Annotated in this window: 11 protein-coding genes and 1 tRNA gene; 4 read left to right on the top strand and 8 right to left on the bottom strand. The window is 56.9% G+C overall.

Annotated features, from left to right (window positions below):
• Positions 1 to 654: 654 nt before the first annotated feature.
• The gene (locus ACI48D_RS06895; RefSeq protein ID WP_435570481.1) at positions 655 to 1,266 is read left to right on the top strand and encodes a hypothetical protein; all 612 of its coding nucleotides are present in this window, start codon (positions 655 to 657) and stop codon (positions 1,264 to 1,266) included.
• Positions 1,267 to 2,365: 1,099 nt separating this feature from the next.
• Here the strand turns inward: ACI48D_RS06895 and ACI48D_RS06890 are convergent.
• The 7 genes from ACI48D_RS06890 to ACI48D_RS06860 all read right to left on the bottom strand — a co-directional run bounded on the left by ACI48D_RS06890 (position 2,366) and on the right by ACI48D_RS06860 (position 11,692).
• Entirely contained in the window at positions 2,366 to 2,998 is a 633-nt protein-coding gene (locus tag ACI48D_RS06890) for a hypothetical protein (protein ID WP_435570480.1), read from the bottom strand.
• 1,234 nt (positions 2,999 to 4,232) lie between these two features.
• A complete protein-coding gene (locus tag ACI48D_RS06885; protein ID WP_435570479.1) occupies positions 4,233 to 6,002 on the bottom strand; it encodes an ATP-dependent nuclease in 1,770 nt (589 codons plus the stop codon).
• 72 nt (positions 6,003 to 6,074) lie between these two features.
• Positions 6,075 to 7,124 carry a DNA cytosine methyltransferase gene (locus tag ACI48D_RS06880; RefSeq protein ID WP_435570478.1) on the bottom strand — a complete coding sequence of 350 codons (1,050 nt, stop codon included), beginning with the start codon at positions 7,122 to 7,124 and terminating at the stop codon, positions 6,075 to 6,077.
• A 1,909-nt stretch (positions 7,125 to 9,033) separates the two neighbouring features.
• Positions 9,034 to 9,612: an HAD domain-containing protein gene (locus ACI48D_RS06875; RefSeq protein WP_435570477.1), complete on the bottom strand. Its 579-nt coding sequence runs from the start codon at positions 9,610 to 9,612 to the stop codon at positions 9,034 to 9,036.
• A 351-nt stretch (positions 9,613 to 9,963) separates the two neighbouring features.
• Positions 9,964 to 10,191, bottom strand: coding sequence for a helix-turn-helix transcriptional regulator (locus ACI48D_RS06870; protein ID WP_435570476.1), 228 nt, complete (start codon positions 10,189 to 10,191; stop codon positions 9,964 to 9,966).
• Positions 10,192 to 10,249: 58 nt separating this feature from the next.
• Positions 10,250 to 11,503 carry a tyrosine-type recombinase/integrase gene (locus ACI48D_RS06865; protein WP_435570475.1) on the bottom strand — a complete coding sequence of 418 codons (1,254 nt, stop codon included), beginning with the start codon at positions 11,501 to 11,503 and terminating at the stop codon, positions 10,250 to 10,252.
• A gap of 113 nt (positions 11,504 to 11,616) precedes the next feature.
• Positions 11,617 to 11,692: transfer RNA gene (locus ACI48D_RS06860), tRNA-Arg, on the bottom strand.
• Positions 11,693 to 11,876: 184 nt separating this feature from the next.
• Here ACI48D_RS06860 and ACI48D_RS06855 point away from each other — a divergent pair.
• The 3 genes from ACI48D_RS06855 (at position 11,877) to ACI48D_RS06845 (ending at position 17,022) form a co-directional block, all read left to right on the top strand.
• The gene (locus ACI48D_RS06855; protein ID WP_435570474.1) at positions 11,877 to 12,785 is read left to right on the top strand and encodes a c-type cytochrome; all 909 of its coding nucleotides are present in this window, start codon (positions 11,877 to 11,879) and stop codon (positions 12,783 to 12,785) included.
• 415 nt (positions 12,786 to 13,200) lie between these two features.
• Complete coding sequence (locus tag ACI48D_RS06850) at positions 13,201 to 15,456, top strand: hypothetical protein (protein WP_435570473.1); 2,256 nt, start codon at positions 13,201 to 13,203, stop codon at positions 15,454 to 15,456.
• A 387-nt stretch (positions 15,457 to 15,843) separates the two neighbouring features.
• Complete coding sequence (locus ACI48D_RS06845; protein ID WP_435570472.1) at positions 15,844 to 17,022, top strand: hypothetical protein; 1,179 nt, start codon at positions 15,844 to 15,846, stop codon at positions 17,020 to 17,022.
• Between the two features lie 84 nt (positions 17,023 to 17,106).
• On the opposite strand, the gene ACI48D_RS06840 is transcribed toward ACI48D_RS06845, so the two are convergent.
• Complete coding sequence (locus tag ACI48D_RS06840) at positions 17,107 to 19,176, bottom strand: M13 family metallopeptidase (protein WP_435570471.1); 2,070 nt, start codon at positions 19,174 to 19,176, stop codon at positions 17,107 to 17,109.
• Between the last annotated feature and the right edge of the window lie 17 nt (positions 19,177 to 19,193).

Genomic DNA, 19,193 nt, shown 5'->3' with positions numbered 1-19,193 from the left:
TAGCCAGTGTCTTCCAACTCTTTCAGACCAGAACGTGTTGCGTCGCGCCACTTGGTCTCTCTCGCGATAACGTTACGAGACGTAGCTTGAAATTCGGCGGCAGAGAGAGCAATCGAACCAGCAAACCAAGAGCTTTCCAGCTCAACCGCGTATCACGAATGATTGCGTTTTCCAAGACCGTGAAGTTCGACGCAACCTTGCGGCGAATAATCACTGAATCACTCATTCGATTTCACGCTGTAAGTGGAGTTTCGAATGGATGACACTGCTACTTCTGTCTTACGTGGTCGTCCCCGAGAACGCTTTGTCTCAATGGGCTGAACCACGGTAGTAGGCATAGGAGGTACTCCACAGGCGCTGACGTGACCAGCAATCCAGGCATGAACGTCTGATGAACGGAACAACAGTCGCTTGTTGCCTGGAAGTCGACAGATAGGTGAAGTGCTGCTGGGTTTCTTGACGCATCACTTCGAATACTGGCTGGTGATTTGTGCAGTATTGTGCAAGTTGACTAACTTCTAAAAGCTCGGGCTGGAGAAGAGGTGTTATCATATCGTGTAAATTTTTCGCACTAATGAGCACATGCTAGTACACAACATCAAATAGTGTGATTTGTTCGTACTATTTGATGTTGTGCTTTCGGGACTCCCAGAGATGACAAAAACTCTAAAAGACGTTGAGCTTAGCGAGCGGTTACGTGAACTGGTCGAGACTCGGTTTGGCCATCGAGGCCGCTTCCGATTGCTCGAAGAAGCAAGCGGTATCCCTGAGTGGAAGTGGAAGAACTTCTTCTACCGACGTCAGGAGGCGGGAAAGGATCAAGTCAGTTTCTGGGTTGAAACGTACCCTGAGGACGAGGCATGGCTGGTACGAGGTGTCCACTTGCCAGGAAAAGAAGACTTTCCTTTCAGTGTCGAGCCGCCCGTCATTCGGGAAAACCAAACGATCGGTGACAGGCTGAACTGGGTAATCGATGAGTTCGCTTCTCCGCGGGGTGAAGAGCTCTTCAAGTACCTGGCCGGACGTTACAGATGCGGAATAACCGCCGACGACTGGCGAAAAGTCATCTTGAAGAAAACCGAGCCTACGCTTGAGATGGTGGCACTCGTCTGCAGTGACCGCCCAATGTTCACCGAGTGGGTAATACTGGGCCACGCATTGTCAGCTTCCGTAGATCCTACTGACAAAGCGTCCGTAGAGCGCTGGAAGAACATGCGAAAAGCAGAGCGAGAAAAGTTAGCTCAACTGATCCCCAAGCGGCAGTAAGAACTGTGCCAGTGTCTCAAAAAATGCACGAAGGAAGCGGCACAAATTTGGCACAGTCAGTGTGCCAAGTGATGTTGAACTTTGCACTGTTGTGCAAGCTCCTGCACTCCGTACTTGCTTGATTTTACGAAGAATGATGGCGCGGCTGGCGGGGATCGAACCCACGACCCTTGGCTTCGGAGGCCACTAGTCAGTGCCCTGGAGAACCGCATGAACACTGTAACTCGTTGAAATTGCTTACTATTGTACATTGCAATAGTAAGCAGTAGTGAGCAGTAATAGGAAGAAAATCAGGCTGTTTTCTCCCCAATTTCTCCCCAAGATTTCACTAACGCGAATCTGTCCGAATCCATCTGGCACGGCGGCGCGCTAGGGCCTCTCGCTCGGCCTCGTCCACTATAGGCCTACGTAACAGCAATCATAGCACCGAGTCCCACTTGCTGGGCATCAACTGCCACCGACAGTAACCCTATAGCCACACGCGAAAGACAATAGAAGCCCTTGCGCTGAGCAGCGTATGGCTATGCGCTCGAAACAGTAGACGAGAGACGAAGGCAATAGGCTGTCTGGCACGGCCTGACGAGGGTGCAAAACGTATAACTTGTCTTCCTACACTGACAGTCGATGGAGGGGGGCAAAAAAAACCACCGCGGTCGACTGTAAGGCGTCTAGCGGGTACCCACAGACGCAAGCCTGGGTGGAAGGCCAGAGGGCGGGTGGCGGGGTGTGCGAACCTCGGATAGTCTAGCCAAAGACGCTGCTGTTGTCGCATCGACCAGCGTACGTTCGAGCACTGATGCCGAACGACAACCACGAGCCAACTCTCACCAGGGTATGGGGGTGTTTTACCCTCGAAAACAGTCTTTTTAAAAGACGGCTCCTCCTATGGAGCCCTAATCTGTGCCTTGTAGAAGTAACCCCGAGGAAGAAGTACCAGTACGTAAGGACACGGTTGGCCAAGGGTGCCTGGGCTAGGCCGTCCAACTCAGGTCCTGGCCAACCATGAGTCCGCACTACCCTACTGATTCGATGAGCGATGCCATTGAAACTTTGGCAGCCGGGTCGTGATGCGACGACCTCTCCTCAGGGGTTGGCGGCTTCAGTGAGCGATACGCTTTTCACGTCGCAACTTGTCCATGGCACGCTCGAACTGCCGGACCAGAGCATCGGCCCCGAACAGGCAGAGAGAGCCGTTGACGCTTTTTAGGCGTATCGCTTTAGCGACGACATTAAGATTGAGGCTGCGCACGAGTAGTGCCGGGAATAGCACGCCGGTTTGGCAGTCTTGGATGAGCGCGTCTGCTCCTTGCCAGTCGCCGTCCAACACTGCACCGGTTGCGATAGCCCGCCGCAGTCCTGCTGGGCCGGTACATGTGTGGCCTTGCGCACGCATCGACAGAAGAAAGTCTACAATTTGCTGCTGCCGATAGCTGTCAAGTTGCGACAATTTATAGCCCGCACAATACGCAGGACCATACGCAGTGTTTGCACGAAGCGCCCCCTTGGTTGTCAGGACATAGACGCGCACTCCAAGTGCATTCTCCCGACACAGCAAATAGCCTTGCTCAGTGAGCCTTGCAAGAACTGCGGCTGCTTTGTTGGTACCGACGTGGAGCGTGCTGGCCCGCCATACCCATCGTGCTACTTGCGATGTGCTGAGCCAGCCGACTTCGCCCACGCCGATGAGCACTGCTAGTTCATTCGCTTGTGCTTGTTTGCGGTTTGATAGCATCGGTGTACCCCCTCTTGGTTGTGGTTACACCGTATAGATACACCGACGAAAAACCGGGAGTCTTGGCAGTCGGGTCGGACTCCTATGGGGCTGGACGCCCCATCCGTCCTGCGCGCTGTCGCTCGCCCCCTGCAGCGCGGCTCCACTCCCTCCGTTACGCCTTCGGCTCCACTCCAGGAGCGGGGCACCCCGCTTCTTGTCCGGCTGGACGCCGTCCTGCGAACCAAGGTGCCCCGCTCCCGGAGGTCGGGGGAGCCGTGGGCTTCGCCCCCCGGTCGCTTGGGAGGTCTCGGCTTCGCTCGACGCACCCAAACGCCGGCGCCCCCCCCATCGTCCGGCGAGGCCGAACGACTCGTCGCTGGACGCTCCTCGCCCCCACTACGGGGGGTGACGCCACGCCTTCGGCGTGTGCAAAAACGATGCATCTCTACGCTGCTGACTAGTCCAAAACCCGCAGCGGACGGCGAATGTCGGTGGCAATTTGTGGCCTCGTTTACTCAGCACGGCTTCACCTGGACGCTTCTACCCAACGTCGAAACTGAGCAATCGATAGACTTGGGGCGCCCCTCTGGCGTGCATTTCGCAGCCCGGTATCGACCTAACTATTTGGGTAGCTCGACATCTCGGCGAGGTGCTATCGCGGCGTCAACCGCCAAGGTGGAGGCAGAGCTGACAAGTCGATAACGTTAGACTTTGGGAGCTTACTAAGGTCACGCCATTCTTGTCTTTTTGCTTTTTCTCTCTGTCGATACTGTTTGGCGGCTATAGCGTTCGCCGCCTTTTTATCGTCCTTCGTTTGGTGTTTAAGCGGACGCCCTACAACTGGTTTGACTGTGACTTCCATGCTCGTAGCTTTCCTTGCGGGGTTGAATTGTCATATATAGCAAGCAAATTTATATGACGCATCAACAAAACTAAACATGGTCGATTCCAGCCCCTAACGTCCAATCGTTGGACCGAGCACCGGGCGGGTAGGCGCTCCGAAATCCCGCCGGAGCAAGGACTAGCACCAAGCATGACGGGCTAAGCGGACAAGCGACCAGCAAGCTCATCGACCGAAACAATTCAGTCGCTCGAGACTCTGAATACCCTTAAGAACCTAAACCTACGGACGAAGTTCTGAATTCCAACGCTCGCACTTGCGGCTTCTACAGCAATGCTCACATTTCGAGGTCGAACTTACTGATTCTCGTAGCAACCAGGCCTCATGCCGATGTCAATTTTGGTCTCTGCTTTACTTCGGCTTGGCATGGTCGGCTAGTATTTCCTGAAGAATGCTCTTCAGATGAAGCACGTGTTTATTCGTTGCTCCACCGCCTTTGATTATGAACGTCACCGCGTTTTTCAAAGCTTCGGCAGTGGTTGCATGCCCATCAGCGGACAGCGCGGTAACTAGCGCCTTTTTAGCAAGCTGATTGTCGTTTACGCTGGGAGCCGCAGCATCTTTGTCGACGTAAGCTTCTAATAGAACTTGCTCGGGGCACACAGCGTTGAGGTAGCGAACGCGGCGGGAGACCCATTTCAAGTAACTACTCGCAGGCTCTTCGTGGCCATCGGACACGTGCAGGGGATAAACGTTAAACGTGTTATAGATAAGCGTACCGAGCTTCTTTCTCTCCGCCGGGGTCATATTGTCGGGGTCGGGAAGGGGCGCATTGGGGTTTTGGTCGCCGTCGATAATTACGTACACGTCCCGGCCTTCAGCCATCCAGCCCGGAATCGCGGCCGTAAGGATATTGTCTGCACCTGCTGGCGGCACATAGAGCTCAATTGCTTGCCGCTCCCCTGGGTCGAGCAGACGCATTGCCATTTCAGTAAGTGCTCGCAACAACTCGTCTTCAACTGCAACCGTTATCTTACCGTGCGCGTTATGTCCCAATCTGTTGAAAGCGACTTGCGGATGCGATACGTCGACGACCCTAGCCTGGCCTAATGAATTCTCCTCTAAGACTTTAATTGCCTTCGTAGGGAGCAGATTCACAAGCGTAGGAGAGTGCGTTGAGATGACAATCTGGAGATGTTTAGTCCTTATCATCTCTAGCAGGAAGCCTAACAGACGCTCTTGCGCTCCAGGATGAAGAGATGTCTCAGGTTCATCCAGAAGCACTAGCGACAGGTTTGGCGTCGCAACAAGCTCAATCACTGCGCGCACTACTGCTAGTTCGCCGCTTCCAGCGAAGGCTTCCGAGTACGTGAGGTTTGGGCGTTTAAATACAACGGTAGGCGCCTCAATCTTCCCATACAACCTGTGCAACACATATCGAGCAGATTCGTACGTCCGCCCCAAGATGTAACTTACCCAAGCTAACTCCTCTGGGTTAAGTTCCCGATTCTCAAAAACAGCAGGGTGTCCGCCGGGTGAATAGGTTTGGCGGTTCCTATCGATGACGGTGGCAAGCCTAGTAGCTCCCTTGCGTATCGCGTCCAGACGCTCCTTATGCGACTGGTTTCGGTCCGGGAAGTAAAATAGGCGGTCAAACGCACTGAATTCGCATTTGAAATTGATGTACTTGACTTCCCGCACGGTCGGATTCCATCGCGAACCGGAGCGAAAAGGTTCATCTTTAGCCACTGGGGGTGGCATTTCCTGCATGCCGTCGCTTTTTAATGCCCGTGCAGGCTCCCAATAGTCAAGGCGCCTAGCCCCTCGAACCTTTTTCGTCTCTACGTAACTTTTAAGCTCTTTTATCCAGTGCTTGTAAATATACCTGGGTACTCCGTTGACCCCACCGTCTGAGATAGGGTCAACAGCTGTTGAGAACCAGAACCGCGCAGTACTATACCTGCGAGGCATGCCCCAAAGCGCATGCAAAATGGAGCTTTTTCCACTGCCGTTAGCTCCAACCAAGGCAGTCAACGGGAAGTCAAAGACGATTCGAGCGCCTGGCTCGAGATTTTTAAAACTAGGAAAAACGGCCTCACCTATGAATTTATCCAGAGGCGCCCCAGGTTTAAACTTTCCGACTGTATTGATGAGCGCTGGAATATCTAGGTGTTTTGGCATCGCCCGCAATCTCTTATTTTGTGTTCATTTCGAACATCGCTGTCTTAGATGTCAACTGTCTTGTGGATGTGCCTAGTCCCGGATGACGGTACCCACGGTCGCGGCCATAGCAGTCGCATGGGCGGCGATAAATGCCGGCGGCAGTGCGTTGCCAATCATCAAGGCGATGGCTTCTTTTCCATGTTGCACGTCGAAGCGATAGTCACGGGGGAACCCCTGTAACATCGCCGCTTCTCGTAGCGAGATTGTCCGATTTTCCGTAGGGTGGAGAAACCTTCCTTTGGATGGGCTGTAACAGCCTCCCGTTATCGTCGGCGCTACCGTATCCCACGCCATCCGTCCATACACGTCATTGAAGCCGCTGAAACGCTTGTGGCAATCGAGCCGCATTTCTTCTGGAAGCTGCGCTCGACTACCGCCGTCCGGAGGAATCAAGGAAATAAGCTTTTTTACGTGTTCAGACCTTCGCTCGCCAATGTCATGTAGAGCGTCCCCACTGGCACCGACCGGGGGCATATTCCCAATAACCTGGCGCACCGTAGACCGCAGCGGAAAGGCTTTCGCGAGTTGTGGCTGCCCAAGCAAACTAGCTGAAACAATGAGGCGTTTTCGTCGCTGGGGCACGCCGTAATCAGCGACGTCGAGAACCTCGACCCGCACCAGATATCCAACACCCTCAAGTAACTTCTTAAACCGACTAAAACGGAAATACTCAGCTAAACCGGGGACGTTTTCCATCATGACGAGCTTCGGACGGAGTTCTAGGACGAGGCGTCCAAAGTCCTCAATCAGCGCGTTGCGCTCATCACGAGCCGAGTTCCCCTTATTGCGCTTACGCATGCGCGAAAAGCCTTGGCACGGAGGGCAACCAGCCAGCATGTCGAGCTCACCTGGTTTCAGTCCCAAGGTGTCCATCATGTCGCTGGCAGAGGTCGTGCGAATGTCTTCTCCAGCTAGCCAAACCTCGGGGTGGTTGAGGGTATAGGTTGACCGCGCTTTTCTGTCGATTTCCACCGCAGCGATGACATCAAAGCCGGCCCTCTTCAGACCTAAAGTCAAGCCTCCGCACCCGCTAAAGAGGTCAATCGCTTTTAGCTTGTTTTTTGTATCTTTGATATTCATCTGCCGCAACCAGTTATATTGCCACAGTATAACGTACGAAGGTACGCAGTAACGTGCACGAAGGCTTCTAATTCCAACGAGTTGCTACACGCTCATCGGCGACTGGCTGGAGCTTGTCTGACTGGGCTTTTCGTTCAGCAGCTAGTGGAGAGCCAAGGGCGTCGCTCTGGTGCTCTTAACGCTCAGTCAAGGACCTCTGCCTGGGATTGAAGGAGCTCAACCGATGTCGGCCTCCCGGCATCTCCATCGGGTTCGATGCCGTCCTGCGTCAGCGGGCCCAGCCCTTCAATCAGCGCCGCCTTCAATTAGCGACTGCCAACAAGTCCACCTCTAACCATATGCTTCTTCCGGATTTCAGGTGGCTCAACCCGCCCTACGCAGGCTGACCACGCGACCGGTGGCAAACCCGAGCACACACGAGGCAACGACTGGCACGACAATCTCGACAGTACTATGCCTTCACGCTACATAATTTCGATGACGAGTCATCGAAATAGAAAAATAGCTATGACGCGTCATCGAAATTCGCAACCGAAAAGAGGGGACAGGATTTTTTACTTTGAATGAACAGCCCCCGACTAAGGGGCCGTTGGGAAACCTGAGGCTACAATCGTTGGACGGACGCCGGACGGGTACGTGCTCTGGACTCTCGCCTAGGCAAGGCAAGGACCGGGCACGACGGCTAAGCGTCCAAGCGCTCAGCAACCTCATGAACCGAAGCAATCCAGTCACTTGAGATTCCGCTTACAGGTGAGAACCCAAACTTGCGAACGAAGTTCTGAATTCCAGCGCTAGGATTCGCGGCTTCTACCGCAATACTCTCATACCCATATTTCGGAGCCAAACTTACCAATTCTCGTAGCAACCACGCTCCATGACCAACTCGTTGTTCAGCAAACTTAATGCGAGCAATGACTAAAGGCTTCTCACCTTCGAAGCGGAGGTTAGGACCGGTTGGAAACCTTAGAAGAAGGTCGAACTTCGCGTTTCTTCCATCTATAGTCGAACCTGGCATCGAGTAAGCGCACCTGTTTTTTCGGTTAAATCTTCTTTTTAACCTGCTGTCAATCTCATCGGCGAACGCCTCGATGTGAGAGTCATTCAGAAAAGTCGTTCGTGCCATGGGTTACCGCTAAGTGCGCGTCTGAACGCAGCATTGATTTGTGAACCGGCTGAATTCCTAACGCAGAGGTGTGAAGGTTGCAGTTGAGCAGGCTCAACCTGGCCAGCTGAGCTTTTCGTTTAGCAGCACTTGTAGCGCCGACGGCGTCGGCTTGAGAGCGCTTAGCGAACGGTCCAGGGCCTTCCAAAGCGGTTGAGCCAGCTCAACTGGCACTGGGCGCCAGCACCACCCTTCCCGCTCTGCGCCATCCAGTGCCAGCTTGCCGTGCCTTTCTCCAACTAGGGCCAGCTTCGCCTGATGCCCGCCTACCGCTGCCGCTTTTGGCATAGCTCCTCCGTGAGTTGAGCCCGCTCAACCGGCATTGCGCCGCAGCCCGGCCACTCGGCCGACAGCAAAGCCAATGATGAACGCGGCTATAACCATTACCACAATCTCAACTGTACTCATTGTGCTATCTCCCTTGGTAATGGCCACCTTAGGCAAGCGGCAACGCGGCGAAATATCCACTTCAGCTCTCGGTCGTTGCTACCCCAGCCAAGGGCTTTCGCAGACTGGTAGGCTGCGGCGACAAGTTGGGCCTCCTCCAGCACCGGCGCAGCTCGCTTGGCTGCTATAAGGTCGTCGCAAAGGCTTTCAATGCATTCCGTACGCACTGCATTGTCATCAAGTTCACGTCTGTCCATTACCGTCACTCCGGCCGTGTAAACGCTCAATATACTGGGTTAACGTACAGTAGTCAATAAAGCAATTGTGTTAATCAAACGACTATAAAACAGTTTAGCGGGCTCAGCCAGCGCCAAATATGCGCTCCACGGTCGATGGCCACTCTGGCTGTGCTGGTCGCCTATACTCGAGCGGCTGGCCAGCGCATAGCAGCGCCAGCGCGTGCGAGAGCTCATCAGCTACGCCAGGCTCCGACAGGCCGTACCAAGAATTAGCAGGAGCTATTAAGCGATAACGTTGCAGCTCAGGCCAGCCTTCGACATCGTCATCAAGCGCCAGCCAGCGCACCAGCCCTTGCCTGTCTGCATCCGTTTGAATGGCGTCGTAGCGGCTCCGCGGCGGGTGCTCGAGCAGCGCGCCTTGCCATATTGTCCCGATGACCCGTTCGCGCAGTGCCAGCGGCAACTGCTGCACCGTGTACTTGTATCCGAGCGTCCGGCACCAGCTAGTTGCCAACACCAGGCGAACCTCAGGAAACAGTGCAAGCGTCCGCTCGAGCAGTGGCGCATGCTCAAACAATGGATGGCTGGTCGGGCCGCCGTTGTAAACCCGCGGCCGCAGGGGCTCGGTAGCAGTAACCCGGACGTCTGCAGGGTGCAGCACGCCGTCATAATCTAGGTAAAGCGTTGGCTGGTCGTTCACGGTAATATCTGGATTAAACCTACATGAGGTCATTATGTTGGATACAGTCGTTGATTACCTAGGCGTACCTGCCAATCGCAACAAAGTCGTCAGGACTCTCAGCGCAGTTGCCCTTGCCTCTAGTGCCCTTGTTACTGCCATTCTGTTAGCTGCAACACTCCTGCGATGATAGCTGCGTAGGCTGCTCAGCGCACGCAGATGGAGGGAGTTGCGCGCGGAGAGGAACCGGGGGCGGGCCGATTTCTATCAAAGGTAGGATAAAAAGGAATGCCCCGGGCACCTCCAGGCCTGCCTACGGGAACGCGCCCCAACACCTGGCTAGCCTGCCATGCGTTGACGCCGACGAGCCTCTTAAAGGGCTACAACTTTGCGGGGACGTCCACGTTTCGCAGGTTCACTGGTGTGATTAGCGAGGACCGGCTTCGGCTGTATGAACTGAATGAGCGCACCTTCGTCCCACAACAGTTTACGTCCTAGCTGGAACGGCTGTGGCAGCAGCCCCTGACCCATGTAGGTAGTCACAGTTCGTACAGATACGCGCAACAGCGAGGCAACTTCATCTTTCGTCAAATACTTCATCAGAGAGACTCCACAGTCGGTAAAAACCTGTGTAGCCCCCCGACTTATATTTATTTCCTTATGTTGCCGAAATCATCGTTGCGGCGCGTGGATGCTGAGTCAGGCGGTCACCGATGACGTTAGCGCGCTGTTGCAAATACACCTTCTGTAACACTGCTCGGTCACTATGCCCAGAAAACACCATCACTTCTTCGAGAGACGCTTCAAGCAGTTCAACCAGGCGGGAGATGCCTTCACGGCGCATGTCATGCAGGCGCACATCATACAGTTCAACCCTGTCCGCTGCCCGTCGTAACGCCTGCGAAATGCCGCTAGGAGAAATTTCAAAAATTCGGCCAGTCTTCCCTGAATCAAGCCGCTGCAGAATCTGCAGCGCAGGCGGCAACAAAGGAACGTCCCGCGTGCTCGTTTTTGATTTTTTCAAATGGCCAGGCTTGCGCAGCGTAATGACTTTTTCTTCCCAATTCACATCTTCCCACTGCAGCGAGCAGACCTCACTCCGACGTAGAGTTGTCATGACTGCAAATCGTACGAACGCTATGTGCAGGGGGTCTAATTCTGTGATTAACAGGGCCAGTGCCTCTTCGTCAACTCGAGTGTCACGGGGCTCAGGCTTTTCTGGCAATCGAATCTCCATCACATACTGAGCCGCTAGCCAGGCTCCGTAGAGCTGATTCAATTTGTTGGCGCGAAAATAGGCTACGAGCGCGCGACGCATCAACGTGATTTCATGACGGACCGTTTGCGCTGACGGAGGCACTATCACAACAGGAGGGAGCACATGGCCCATTTTTTTCCTGTAGTGTTTTTGGTGTTTCGTGAGTGTGGGGTCCGAAACTCGTCCGGAGCCCAGCAGACCTGCCTGTCGCTCGACCATCCAACGGTCTAGCAGGTCATAGTCCAGTTGGCCAAGAGTCAGATGCCCAAACCACTCGCCAAGCCGCTTGAGGCGTGACAAGTCTGATGCAGCGCCCGCCAGCTTCGGCAGCTCACGCAGACGATAGTTTTCAAGGATATCGCGCACTGGGATTTCTGCCGGAGTATGCCCAGAGGCGATGGTAGGGGCCGGTGGTAGAGCCTTCGGCTTCGCGTCCAATTTTTGCTCCAGCAACTCAACGCGACGACGGCGGGCCCAACGTAGGCCTTCATCGAATTGCTCGATGTCGAACGTACGCGAATCTTTTGGAAGGGGGGAAACTTCAACTGCGAAGCGCAGGGAGCCCGAACGGACCTCTACGTAGATATTTTTCTCAACCGTGCCGGACTTGAACTGCTTGCCTGGTGTGACCTGCGTGAGCGACTTGACCTTCATGCTGAACTCCTGTGTGGTGGAGTTCAGTGTTGCGATACGATTTATATTTCTCCCTAAAATCTCAGAACTTTCTCCCCAAACTCAGCAGGAGGTACTGTAAGTCCTTGATTTCTTGGCGCGGCTGGTAGGAATCGAACCTACGACCCTTGGCTTCGGAGGCCAATACTCTATCCACTGAGCTACAGCCGCGCAGGAGTGATGCGAAGGATACAGAGTTTCGGCCATCACGTCTATGGGACAGCGAGGTTGCGCAACAGAAATTGCGTTTCAATTAACGAGTTTTCGATCTATAATCGACCGGTTCCGAGCCACTTGCGTAGTAGAGGTTGGCCAGCGCCGGACGCCTGCAGGTTTTTTTATTTATAAGGAAATCATGAGCGACGCAAACCACACTGAGCATCAGTCTTTCATCAGGACCCCCAAGCAGTTGATCACAGCAGTAGCCGGATTCTTCCTGGTCATTGTCATCGGTATCATTTTGCTAGTGTCGTTCGTGACCAATCAGCACCTTACTGGGGCCGGCTCGGAAGGACAGAGTGCAGAAGAAGTGGCTGCCCGCCTGCGCCCTGTGGCCGAGGCCGGTTTCACCCTCAAGGACGTTAACGCACCAAAAGTACTCCAGGGCGGCCAGGCCGTCTATACCGCCGTCTGCGCGGCTTGCCATGCAAGCGGTGCCGCAGGCGCCCCGAAGGTCGGCGATGCCGGCGCATGGAGCGCGCGCATTTCTCAAGGTTTCGATACGCTGGTCCAGCATGCCGTCAACGGTATCCGTGCCATGCCGGCCAAGGGTGGCAACCCGGATCTGGACGACATCGAAGTAGCCCGTGCAGTCGCTTATATGGCAAACCAGGCCGGCGCCAAGTTCAAGGAACCGGAAGCTCCTGCCGCTGCCGCAGCACCGGCCGCTGCAGCTGTTGCTGCTGCCCCCGCCGCCGCTCCCGTTGCCGCGGCGCCAACTGCTGCAGCGCCTGCTGCCGCCAACCCGGCTCCAGCCGCTCCCGCGGCAGCAGGCAATACCGCCCAGGCGAATGCCGGCGCCGGCAAAGCCTTGTACAGCTCGACCTGCGTTGCATGCCACGGCGCGGGAATCGCCGGGGCGCCGAAATTCGGCGACAAAGCCGCATGGTCACCGCGCATCGCACAAGGCGTCAATGTGTTGTATGAGCATGCCATCAAAGGATTCCAAGGCAAGGCTGGTGTCATGCCGCCGAAGGGTAGCTCGAGCGCATCGGATGCGGATGTAAAGAGCGCTGTCGATTACATGGTCGGCGCCGCCAAATAAACCTTTCCTGCCCGTCGAAGCTGCCCGCGGGCGGCCGACCGATAGTCCCCTCTACCCTACAAAGTCCAGGCTTGTAGGGTATTTTTCTTTCCAGACCTCATGGCGCCAGCCGACCGACAGGCGCGAATCCCTGTTGTGCCTCAGAGTAATCCTACATTCACCCCTACAAAACCCCGAGTTCGAAAAGCGGCAAGCCGTGGATTGTTTATTGTTTAGGCAAGCTTTTCCGACAAAAAGTGCCTTTATGGCATTCAAGCCGAATAATATCTGTAAAAAATACGACAACATTTCGTTGCCCATGGGTAACAGTATTGCAGATATTTGACTTTTTCCCGTGCATGACCAGTTTCTTTGACGTAATCTAGTTCCTACACACAATAAGAAACCGACTAGAGCTCAACCAGAGAAACTGAGAATGAACTACACAAATCACATCTTCACGCTTCGTCGTCTTTCTATTGCAGCATCGTGCTCCGTGCTCGCGGCTTGCGGCGGCGGCGGTGACGCAACCCAGAATTCCTCCGCCACCCAGACGGCGGCCCTGATCAGCGGCTCGACCACGGGCACCCTGGCGACCCGCTCCCTGACCGGCCCGATCACCACCACCGTGCCGGTGACCTCGACGACGACGACGCCAGCGCCAGCGCCGACGGCCCCCGTCAAGCTCGGCAGCACTATTACTGACGTTCGTTTCGAAAACACCAGCGCGACTGCGGCGCAGAGCAATGTGCCGGTCACCTTCGGCCAGGTTTTTGCGCAAGGTAACCTGCTGACCACGGACAAACTGACCGGCCGCCTCGAAGATGGCACCACGGTTCCCCTGCAGGTCGACGTCAAGGCCACTCATGCCGACGGTTCGGTACGCCATGCCGTCATTTCGGCGGTCGTGCCGAGCATTGCGGCGGCCAAGCTGCGCACCATGTCGCTGGTCAAGGGCGGTTCGGCGCCGACCAGCAGCGTTACCATCGACTCCCTGACCCGCACCGGATTCAGCACCTCGGTACACGCCAACATCGGCGGCGTGGACTATTACGCATCGGCTGACGATCTGCTCAAGAGCGGCAAGGCGACGACCTGGCTGTCCGGTCCGGTGGCTACCGAATGGCAAGTCTCGGCGCCGCTGCAGACTGCGAACGGCACGCAGCACCCTCACCTGTCCGCACGTTTCGCCATCCGCTGGTATCCGGGTGCGAACAAGGCTCGCGTCGACGTGGTTGTCGAGAACGACTGGGCCTACGAGCCGTCGCCCCAGAACTTCACGTATGACGCAAGCGTGCTCGTCGGCGGAAAATCGGTCTACAGCAAGACCGGCCTGACCCACCTGCACCATGCCCGCTGGCGCAAGATTTTCTGGTTCAACGGCACCGAACCGACGGTCAACGTCAAGCACAACACCGGCTACCTGATCTCGACCGGCGCGTTGCCGAACTTCGATCAGTCGCTGGTCATCCCGGAAACGTCGATCTCGGCCTTCCAGGCGCGCTGGACCAAGGCATCGACGGATGCGATGGGCAGTGGCCTGACCACGCCCTACATGCCGACCACCGGCGGCCGCGACGACATCGGCCTGCTGCCGAACTGGGCTGCGACTTACCTGCTGTCCCAGGACAGCCGCATGAAGGAAATGACCCTGCGTACCGCGGACCTGGCGGGCAGTTTCTCGTCGCACTACCGCGACAAGCAGACTGGCCGTCCGATCAGCCTGGCGGATTATCCGTACATGACCATCAACGGTCACCAGGGCGACACCTACAACCCGGCAACCAAGAAGTACGAAGCCTTCCCGGTCTGCGAAACCGGCAAGTGCGATACGCCTTACACCCACGACGCGTCGCACCAGCCGGCCCTGGCCTACCTGCCTTACCTGGTCACGGGCGACTACTTCTATCTCGAAGAGCTGCAGTTCTGGGGCATGTGGGACGCATTCGAGACCAATCCGGGTTACCGCGACAACATCAAGGGCATCGTGTCGTCCGAGCAGGTGCGCGGACAGGCCTGGTCGCTGCGTACGCTGGCCGAAGCCGCCTACATCACGCCGGACCGGGACAGCCTGAAGCAGGCATTTACTGACATCATCAACAACAACCTCGACTGGTACAACAACACCTACGTCGCCAATACCGCGAACCCGCAGTACGCCAACAAGCTGGGCGTCGTCGCCAACGGCTACTCGCTCGTGTATGACGACGGTGCCAGTCTCGCGCCTTGGCAGGATGACTTCTTCACCTCGGCCGTCGGCCACGCCGCCGAGCTGGGCTTCACCAAGGCGAACGGCTTGCTGGCCTGGAAGGCACGTTTTTCTGTCGGCCGCATGGCTGCACCGAGTGTCTGCTGGATCGACGCCGCGAAGTACCAGATGCGCGTTCGTGATTCCGCCACCGCGCCGTTCTACGACTCGATGACGGAAACCTATGCCAAGAACCACGATGCATCGTTCCTGGCCATGCCGTGCGGCGGCACCGAGATGGCAACGTTCTTCGGCCTGAAGGTCGGCGAGATGACTGGCTATGCTCCGGAACCGACCGGCTATCCGTCGAACATGCAACCTGCCCTGGCCTATTCCACGAACGTCAGCGGTGCCGACGGCAAGAAAGCCTGGAGCCTGTTCATGGCGCGTCCGGTGAAGCCGGACTACCGCATGGCTCCGCAGTTCGCCATCGTGCCGCGCTGATCGCTGCCCTTGCGGGCGACAGAAAGGCTGCCTTTGACAGGGCAGCCTTTTTTTCGTCCTGTTTTTCAGTCCGTAAGGCATCAAAACAACGATTCTTCGAAAAACGCATAAAAATTTTTACAGCGGAAATTATTGGAACGATTTTTCGAACACGACACGTTTCTGATGAGTTTAGCGAAAAAGTGGCAATCCCGTCAGCAAAAACCCCTAAAAACCGTAGGCGTTTCTTGCAATCTTGCGATAACCCTATGATTTATTGCAAGAATTTCATATTGTCCAAATATAATTTCCGGTTACAACTCCTTACAAACCCTTCGTAAAAAATCTCGTAAGCTGCGAACTTTCCAGCAGGAATAACTGCGGCTAAGAAACGAACGAAAGAAAGACATGAACAAACACCGAAACAACGCTTTGCTTATTCTGGCTTCCTTGATGGCTGCCGGCAGTGCCTCGGCCGCTACCTTGTCGGTGGGTCCGGGCAAGACCTATGCAAGCCCTTGCCGCGCGTTCGCGGTGGCCAAAGCCGGCGACATCGTCGAAATCACCGGCAACACCACCTACAGCGGCGACGTCTGCGGCATCTACACCAGCAACCTGACCATCCGCGGCGTCAACGGCCGTCCGAAGATCGACGCCGCCGGCCAGAATGCGATGGGCAAAGGCACCTGGGTCGTCTCCGGCAACAACGTCACCATCGAAAACGTCGAGATGTTCGGCGCCAAGGTTGCCGACAAGAACGGTGCCGCGCTGCGCCTCGAAGGCACCGGCTTCACCCTGAGTAACTCGTTCCTGCACGATAACGAGAACGGCATCCTGACCGCTCCCAACACCTCGAGCAACATCCTGATCGAGTACACCGAATTCGGCCACAACGGCTACGGCGACGGCTACAGCCACAACCTGTACATCGGCAACGTCGGCAGCCTGACCTTCCGCTACAACTATTCGCACGACGCGAACATCGGCCACAACCTGAAGTCGCGCGCGCTCACCAACATGATCGCGTACAACCGTTTCTCCAGCACCGCCCCTGGCGAAGTCGGCACCACCGCAGCCGGGCGACCGAGCTACGAGATCGACCTGCCGAACGCCGGCACCTCGTACGTCATCGGCAACGTGATCGAACAGCCGGCCGCCAACAGCAACCCGAACATGCTGGCCTACGGCGAGGAAGGCGCCAGCAACCCGGGCCAGAACCTGTATGTGGTGAACAATACCTTCCTGAACGACTACAGCTCGGGCGGCACCTTCGTGATGGTCGGCTCCGGTGTGACGACGCCTGTACTGCTGCAGAACAATATCTTCGGCGGCATCGGCACCATGACCAACCAGGCCAGCGCAATCAGCAAGACCAACTACCGTTCGGCCTCGCCGGGCTTCGTCAACCGCGCCGCCTATGACCTGCGTCCGCTGGCCAATCCGCTGGTGGTCAACGCCGGTTCGGTACCGGGCGTGTCCCCGAGCGGCGTCGGCCTGAAACCGGGCGCCGTCTACAAGCATCGCGCATCGGGCACCACCCGCGTGTACGACGGCTACTACGACATCGGCGCCTACGAGGCACAGTAAGCCTTGCATTACCGGCGCCTGCCGGCAGATGAAAAAAGAGCCGCCCATCGGGCGGCTCTTTGCTTTTGCCACGTCGGGCAGCTTTTACCAGATGATCACGCGATCATTCGGCGCCAAGTACATCTTGTCGCCCTGCTTCACGCTGAAGGCCTCGTAGAAGCCCGGCTGGTTGCGCAGGGTGCCGTTGGCGCGGTACTGGCCCGGCGAGTGCGGATCGGTCTTCACTTGCACGATCTGCTGCTGCTCGCGCATCTTCGAACGCCACACCTGGGCCCAGCCCGCGTACAGGCGCTGGTCGCCGGTCATGCCGCCGATCACCGGGGCCTTCTTGCCCTTCAGCGAGATGTGGTAGGCCTTGTAGGCGATCGCCAGGCCCGAGTTGTCGGCGATGTTCTCGCCCAGGGTCAGCTCGCCATTGACGTGGTAGCCCGGGATCGGCTCGAAGGCGTTGTACTGGTTGACCAGCGCGGTGGTCTTGGCCTTGAAGTTCTTGTGATCCTCGGCGGTCCACCAGTCGCGCAGGTTGCCGTTGCCGTCGTACTGGGCGCCCTGGTCGTCGAAGCCGTGGCTGATCTCGTGGCCGATCACGGCGCCGATGCCGCCGTAGTTGACCGCGTCATCCGCGTTGGCGTCGAAGAACGGCGGCTGCAGGATCGCGGCCGGGAACACGATCTCGTTCATCTCCGGGTTGTAGTACGCGTTGATGGTCTGCGGCGTCATGCCCCACTCGTCGCGGTCGATCGGCTTGCCCAGCTTGTTGATCTCGTAGTCGGCGGCCCACACGCGCGCGCGCATCACGTTGCCGACCAGGTCGTCACGCGAGACCGTCAGCGCGGAGTAGTCCTTCCACTTGTTCGGGTAACCGATCTTCGGGGTGAACTTGGCCAGCTTGGCCTGGGCTTCCTTCTTGGTCGCCGGGCTCATCCAGTCGAGCTTGTTGATCGACTCTTTATATGCAGCCAGCAGGTTCTTGACCAGCGCTTCCATGCGCGCTTTTTTCTCCGGCGAGAAGTACTGGGCGACGTACAGCTTGCCCAGCGATTCGCCCTGCGCACGCTCGACCGCACCGACACCACGCTTCCAGCGCGGTTCCTGTTCCTTCACGCCCGACAGGGTGCGGCCGTAGAAGTCGAAGCGCTCGTCGACGAAATTCTTCGACAGGAAGCTGCCGTAGGATTCGATCAGGTGCAGCGACAGATAGGCCTTCCAGGTGTCGATCGGGGTCCTGTTGGCCACTTCCATGAAGGCCTTCAGATAGGTCGGCTGGCCGACGATCACGTAGCTCGCCTTGCCGGACAGGCCGGTGGTGTCGAGCCAGGTCTTCCAGTCGAAGCCCGGGGCGACCGTGTTCAGGTCGGCCAAGTTGACCTTGTTGTAGGCCTTGATCGGGTCGCGCAGTTCGACCTTGGTCCACTGCACCTTGGCGATCTCGGTCTCGAAGTCGACGATGGCCTTGGCATTCGCGCTGGCGTTCTTGTCGCCGGCCATGCTCAGCATCTTCTCGACGTGCTGCTGGTACTTGGCGAGGGTAGCGGCCAGCTTCTTGTCGTCGGCCTTCAGGTAGTAGTCGCGGTCCGGCATGCCCAGGCCGCCCTGGCCGATGTCGGCCACGTACTTGGTCGAATCCTTGTTGTCCTGGTGGATGCCGAAGTCGAACGGCACGCCGACGCCGATCTTGCCCAGCTGGGCCAGCAGGGCCGGCAGCTCGGACTTGTCCTTCAGCGCGGCGATCTTGTCCAGCTCGGACTTCAGCGGGGTCGCGCCCAGCTGCTCGAGGCGGGCCTCGTCCATGAAGCTGGCGTAGAAGTCGCCGATGCGCTGCTCGTCGGTGCCCTTGGCGGCGTTCTTTTTCGAGACGTTCTCGATGATGCCGCGCAGCTGCGGCAGGGTGTTCTCGCGCAGCTCCATGAACGAGCCCCAGCTCGACTTGTCGGACGGGATCTCGACGGTCTTGAGCCACTTGCCGTTCAGGTATTCGAAGAAGTCGTCCTGCGGGCGCACGGACGATTCGATGTATTGGGTCGCGATGCCGGCGCTCAGGGTCTGGCCCTTGGTCGCGGTGGCTTTCGCGGCAGCGGCGCCACTGCCTTCGGCGTGGCCGACGCTGGCGATCAGGGCCAGGGTCAGGGCGCTCAACAGATACTGCTTTTTCATTGCATCTCCCTCGGTTT

The organism is Massilia sp. LXY-6 (assembly GCF_051233485.1).
Classification (GTDB): domain Bacteria; phylum Pseudomonadota; class Gammaproteobacteria; order Burkholderiales; family Burkholderiaceae_D; genus Telluria.
The sequence above is the reverse complement of the archived record's forward strand: the minus strand, read 5'-3'. Positions and strand labels throughout refer to the sequence as shown.

Bases quoted from the DNA above. Each gene is read 5' to 3' on its own strand.
- ACI48D_RS06850 (WP_435570473.1), top strand. From the start codon at position 13,201: ATGAACTACACAAATCACATCTTCACGCTTCGTCGTCTTTCTATTGCA.
- ACI48D_RS06890 (WP_435570480.1), bottom strand. From the start codon at position 2,998: ATGCTATCAAACCGCAAACAAGCACAAGCGAATGAACTAGCAGTGCTC.
- ACI48D_RS06845 (WP_435570472.1), top strand. From the start codon at position 15,844: ATGAACAAACACCGAAACAACGCTTTGCTTATTCTGGCTTCCTTGATG.
- ACI48D_RS06895 (WP_435570481.1), top strand. From the start codon at position 655: ATGACAAAAACTCTAAAAGACGTTGAGCTTAGCGAGCGGTTACGTGAA.
- ACI48D_RS06880 (WP_435570478.1), bottom strand. From the start codon at position 7,124: ATGAATATCAAAGATACAAAAAACAAGCTAAAAGCGATTGACCTCTTT.
- ACI48D_RS06855 (WP_435570474.1), top strand. From the start codon at position 11,877: ATGAGCGACGCAAACCACACTGAGCATCAGTCTTTCATCAGGACCCCC.
- ACI48D_RS06840 (WP_435570471.1), bottom strand. From the start codon at position 19,176: ATGAAAAAGCAGTATCTGTTGAGCGCCCTGACCCTGGCCCTGATCGCC.
- ACI48D_RS06865 (WP_435570475.1), bottom strand. From the start codon at position 11,503: ATGAAGGTCAAGTCGCTCACGCAGGTCACACCAGGCAAGCAGTTCAAG.
- ACI48D_RS06870 (WP_435570476.1), bottom strand. From the start codon at position 10,191: ATGAAGTATTTGACGAAAGATGAAGTTGCCTCGCTGTTGCGCGTATCT.
- ACI48D_RS06885 (WP_435570479.1), bottom strand. From the start codon at position 6,002: ATGCCAAAACACCTAGATATTCCAGCGCTCATCAATACAGTCGGAAAG.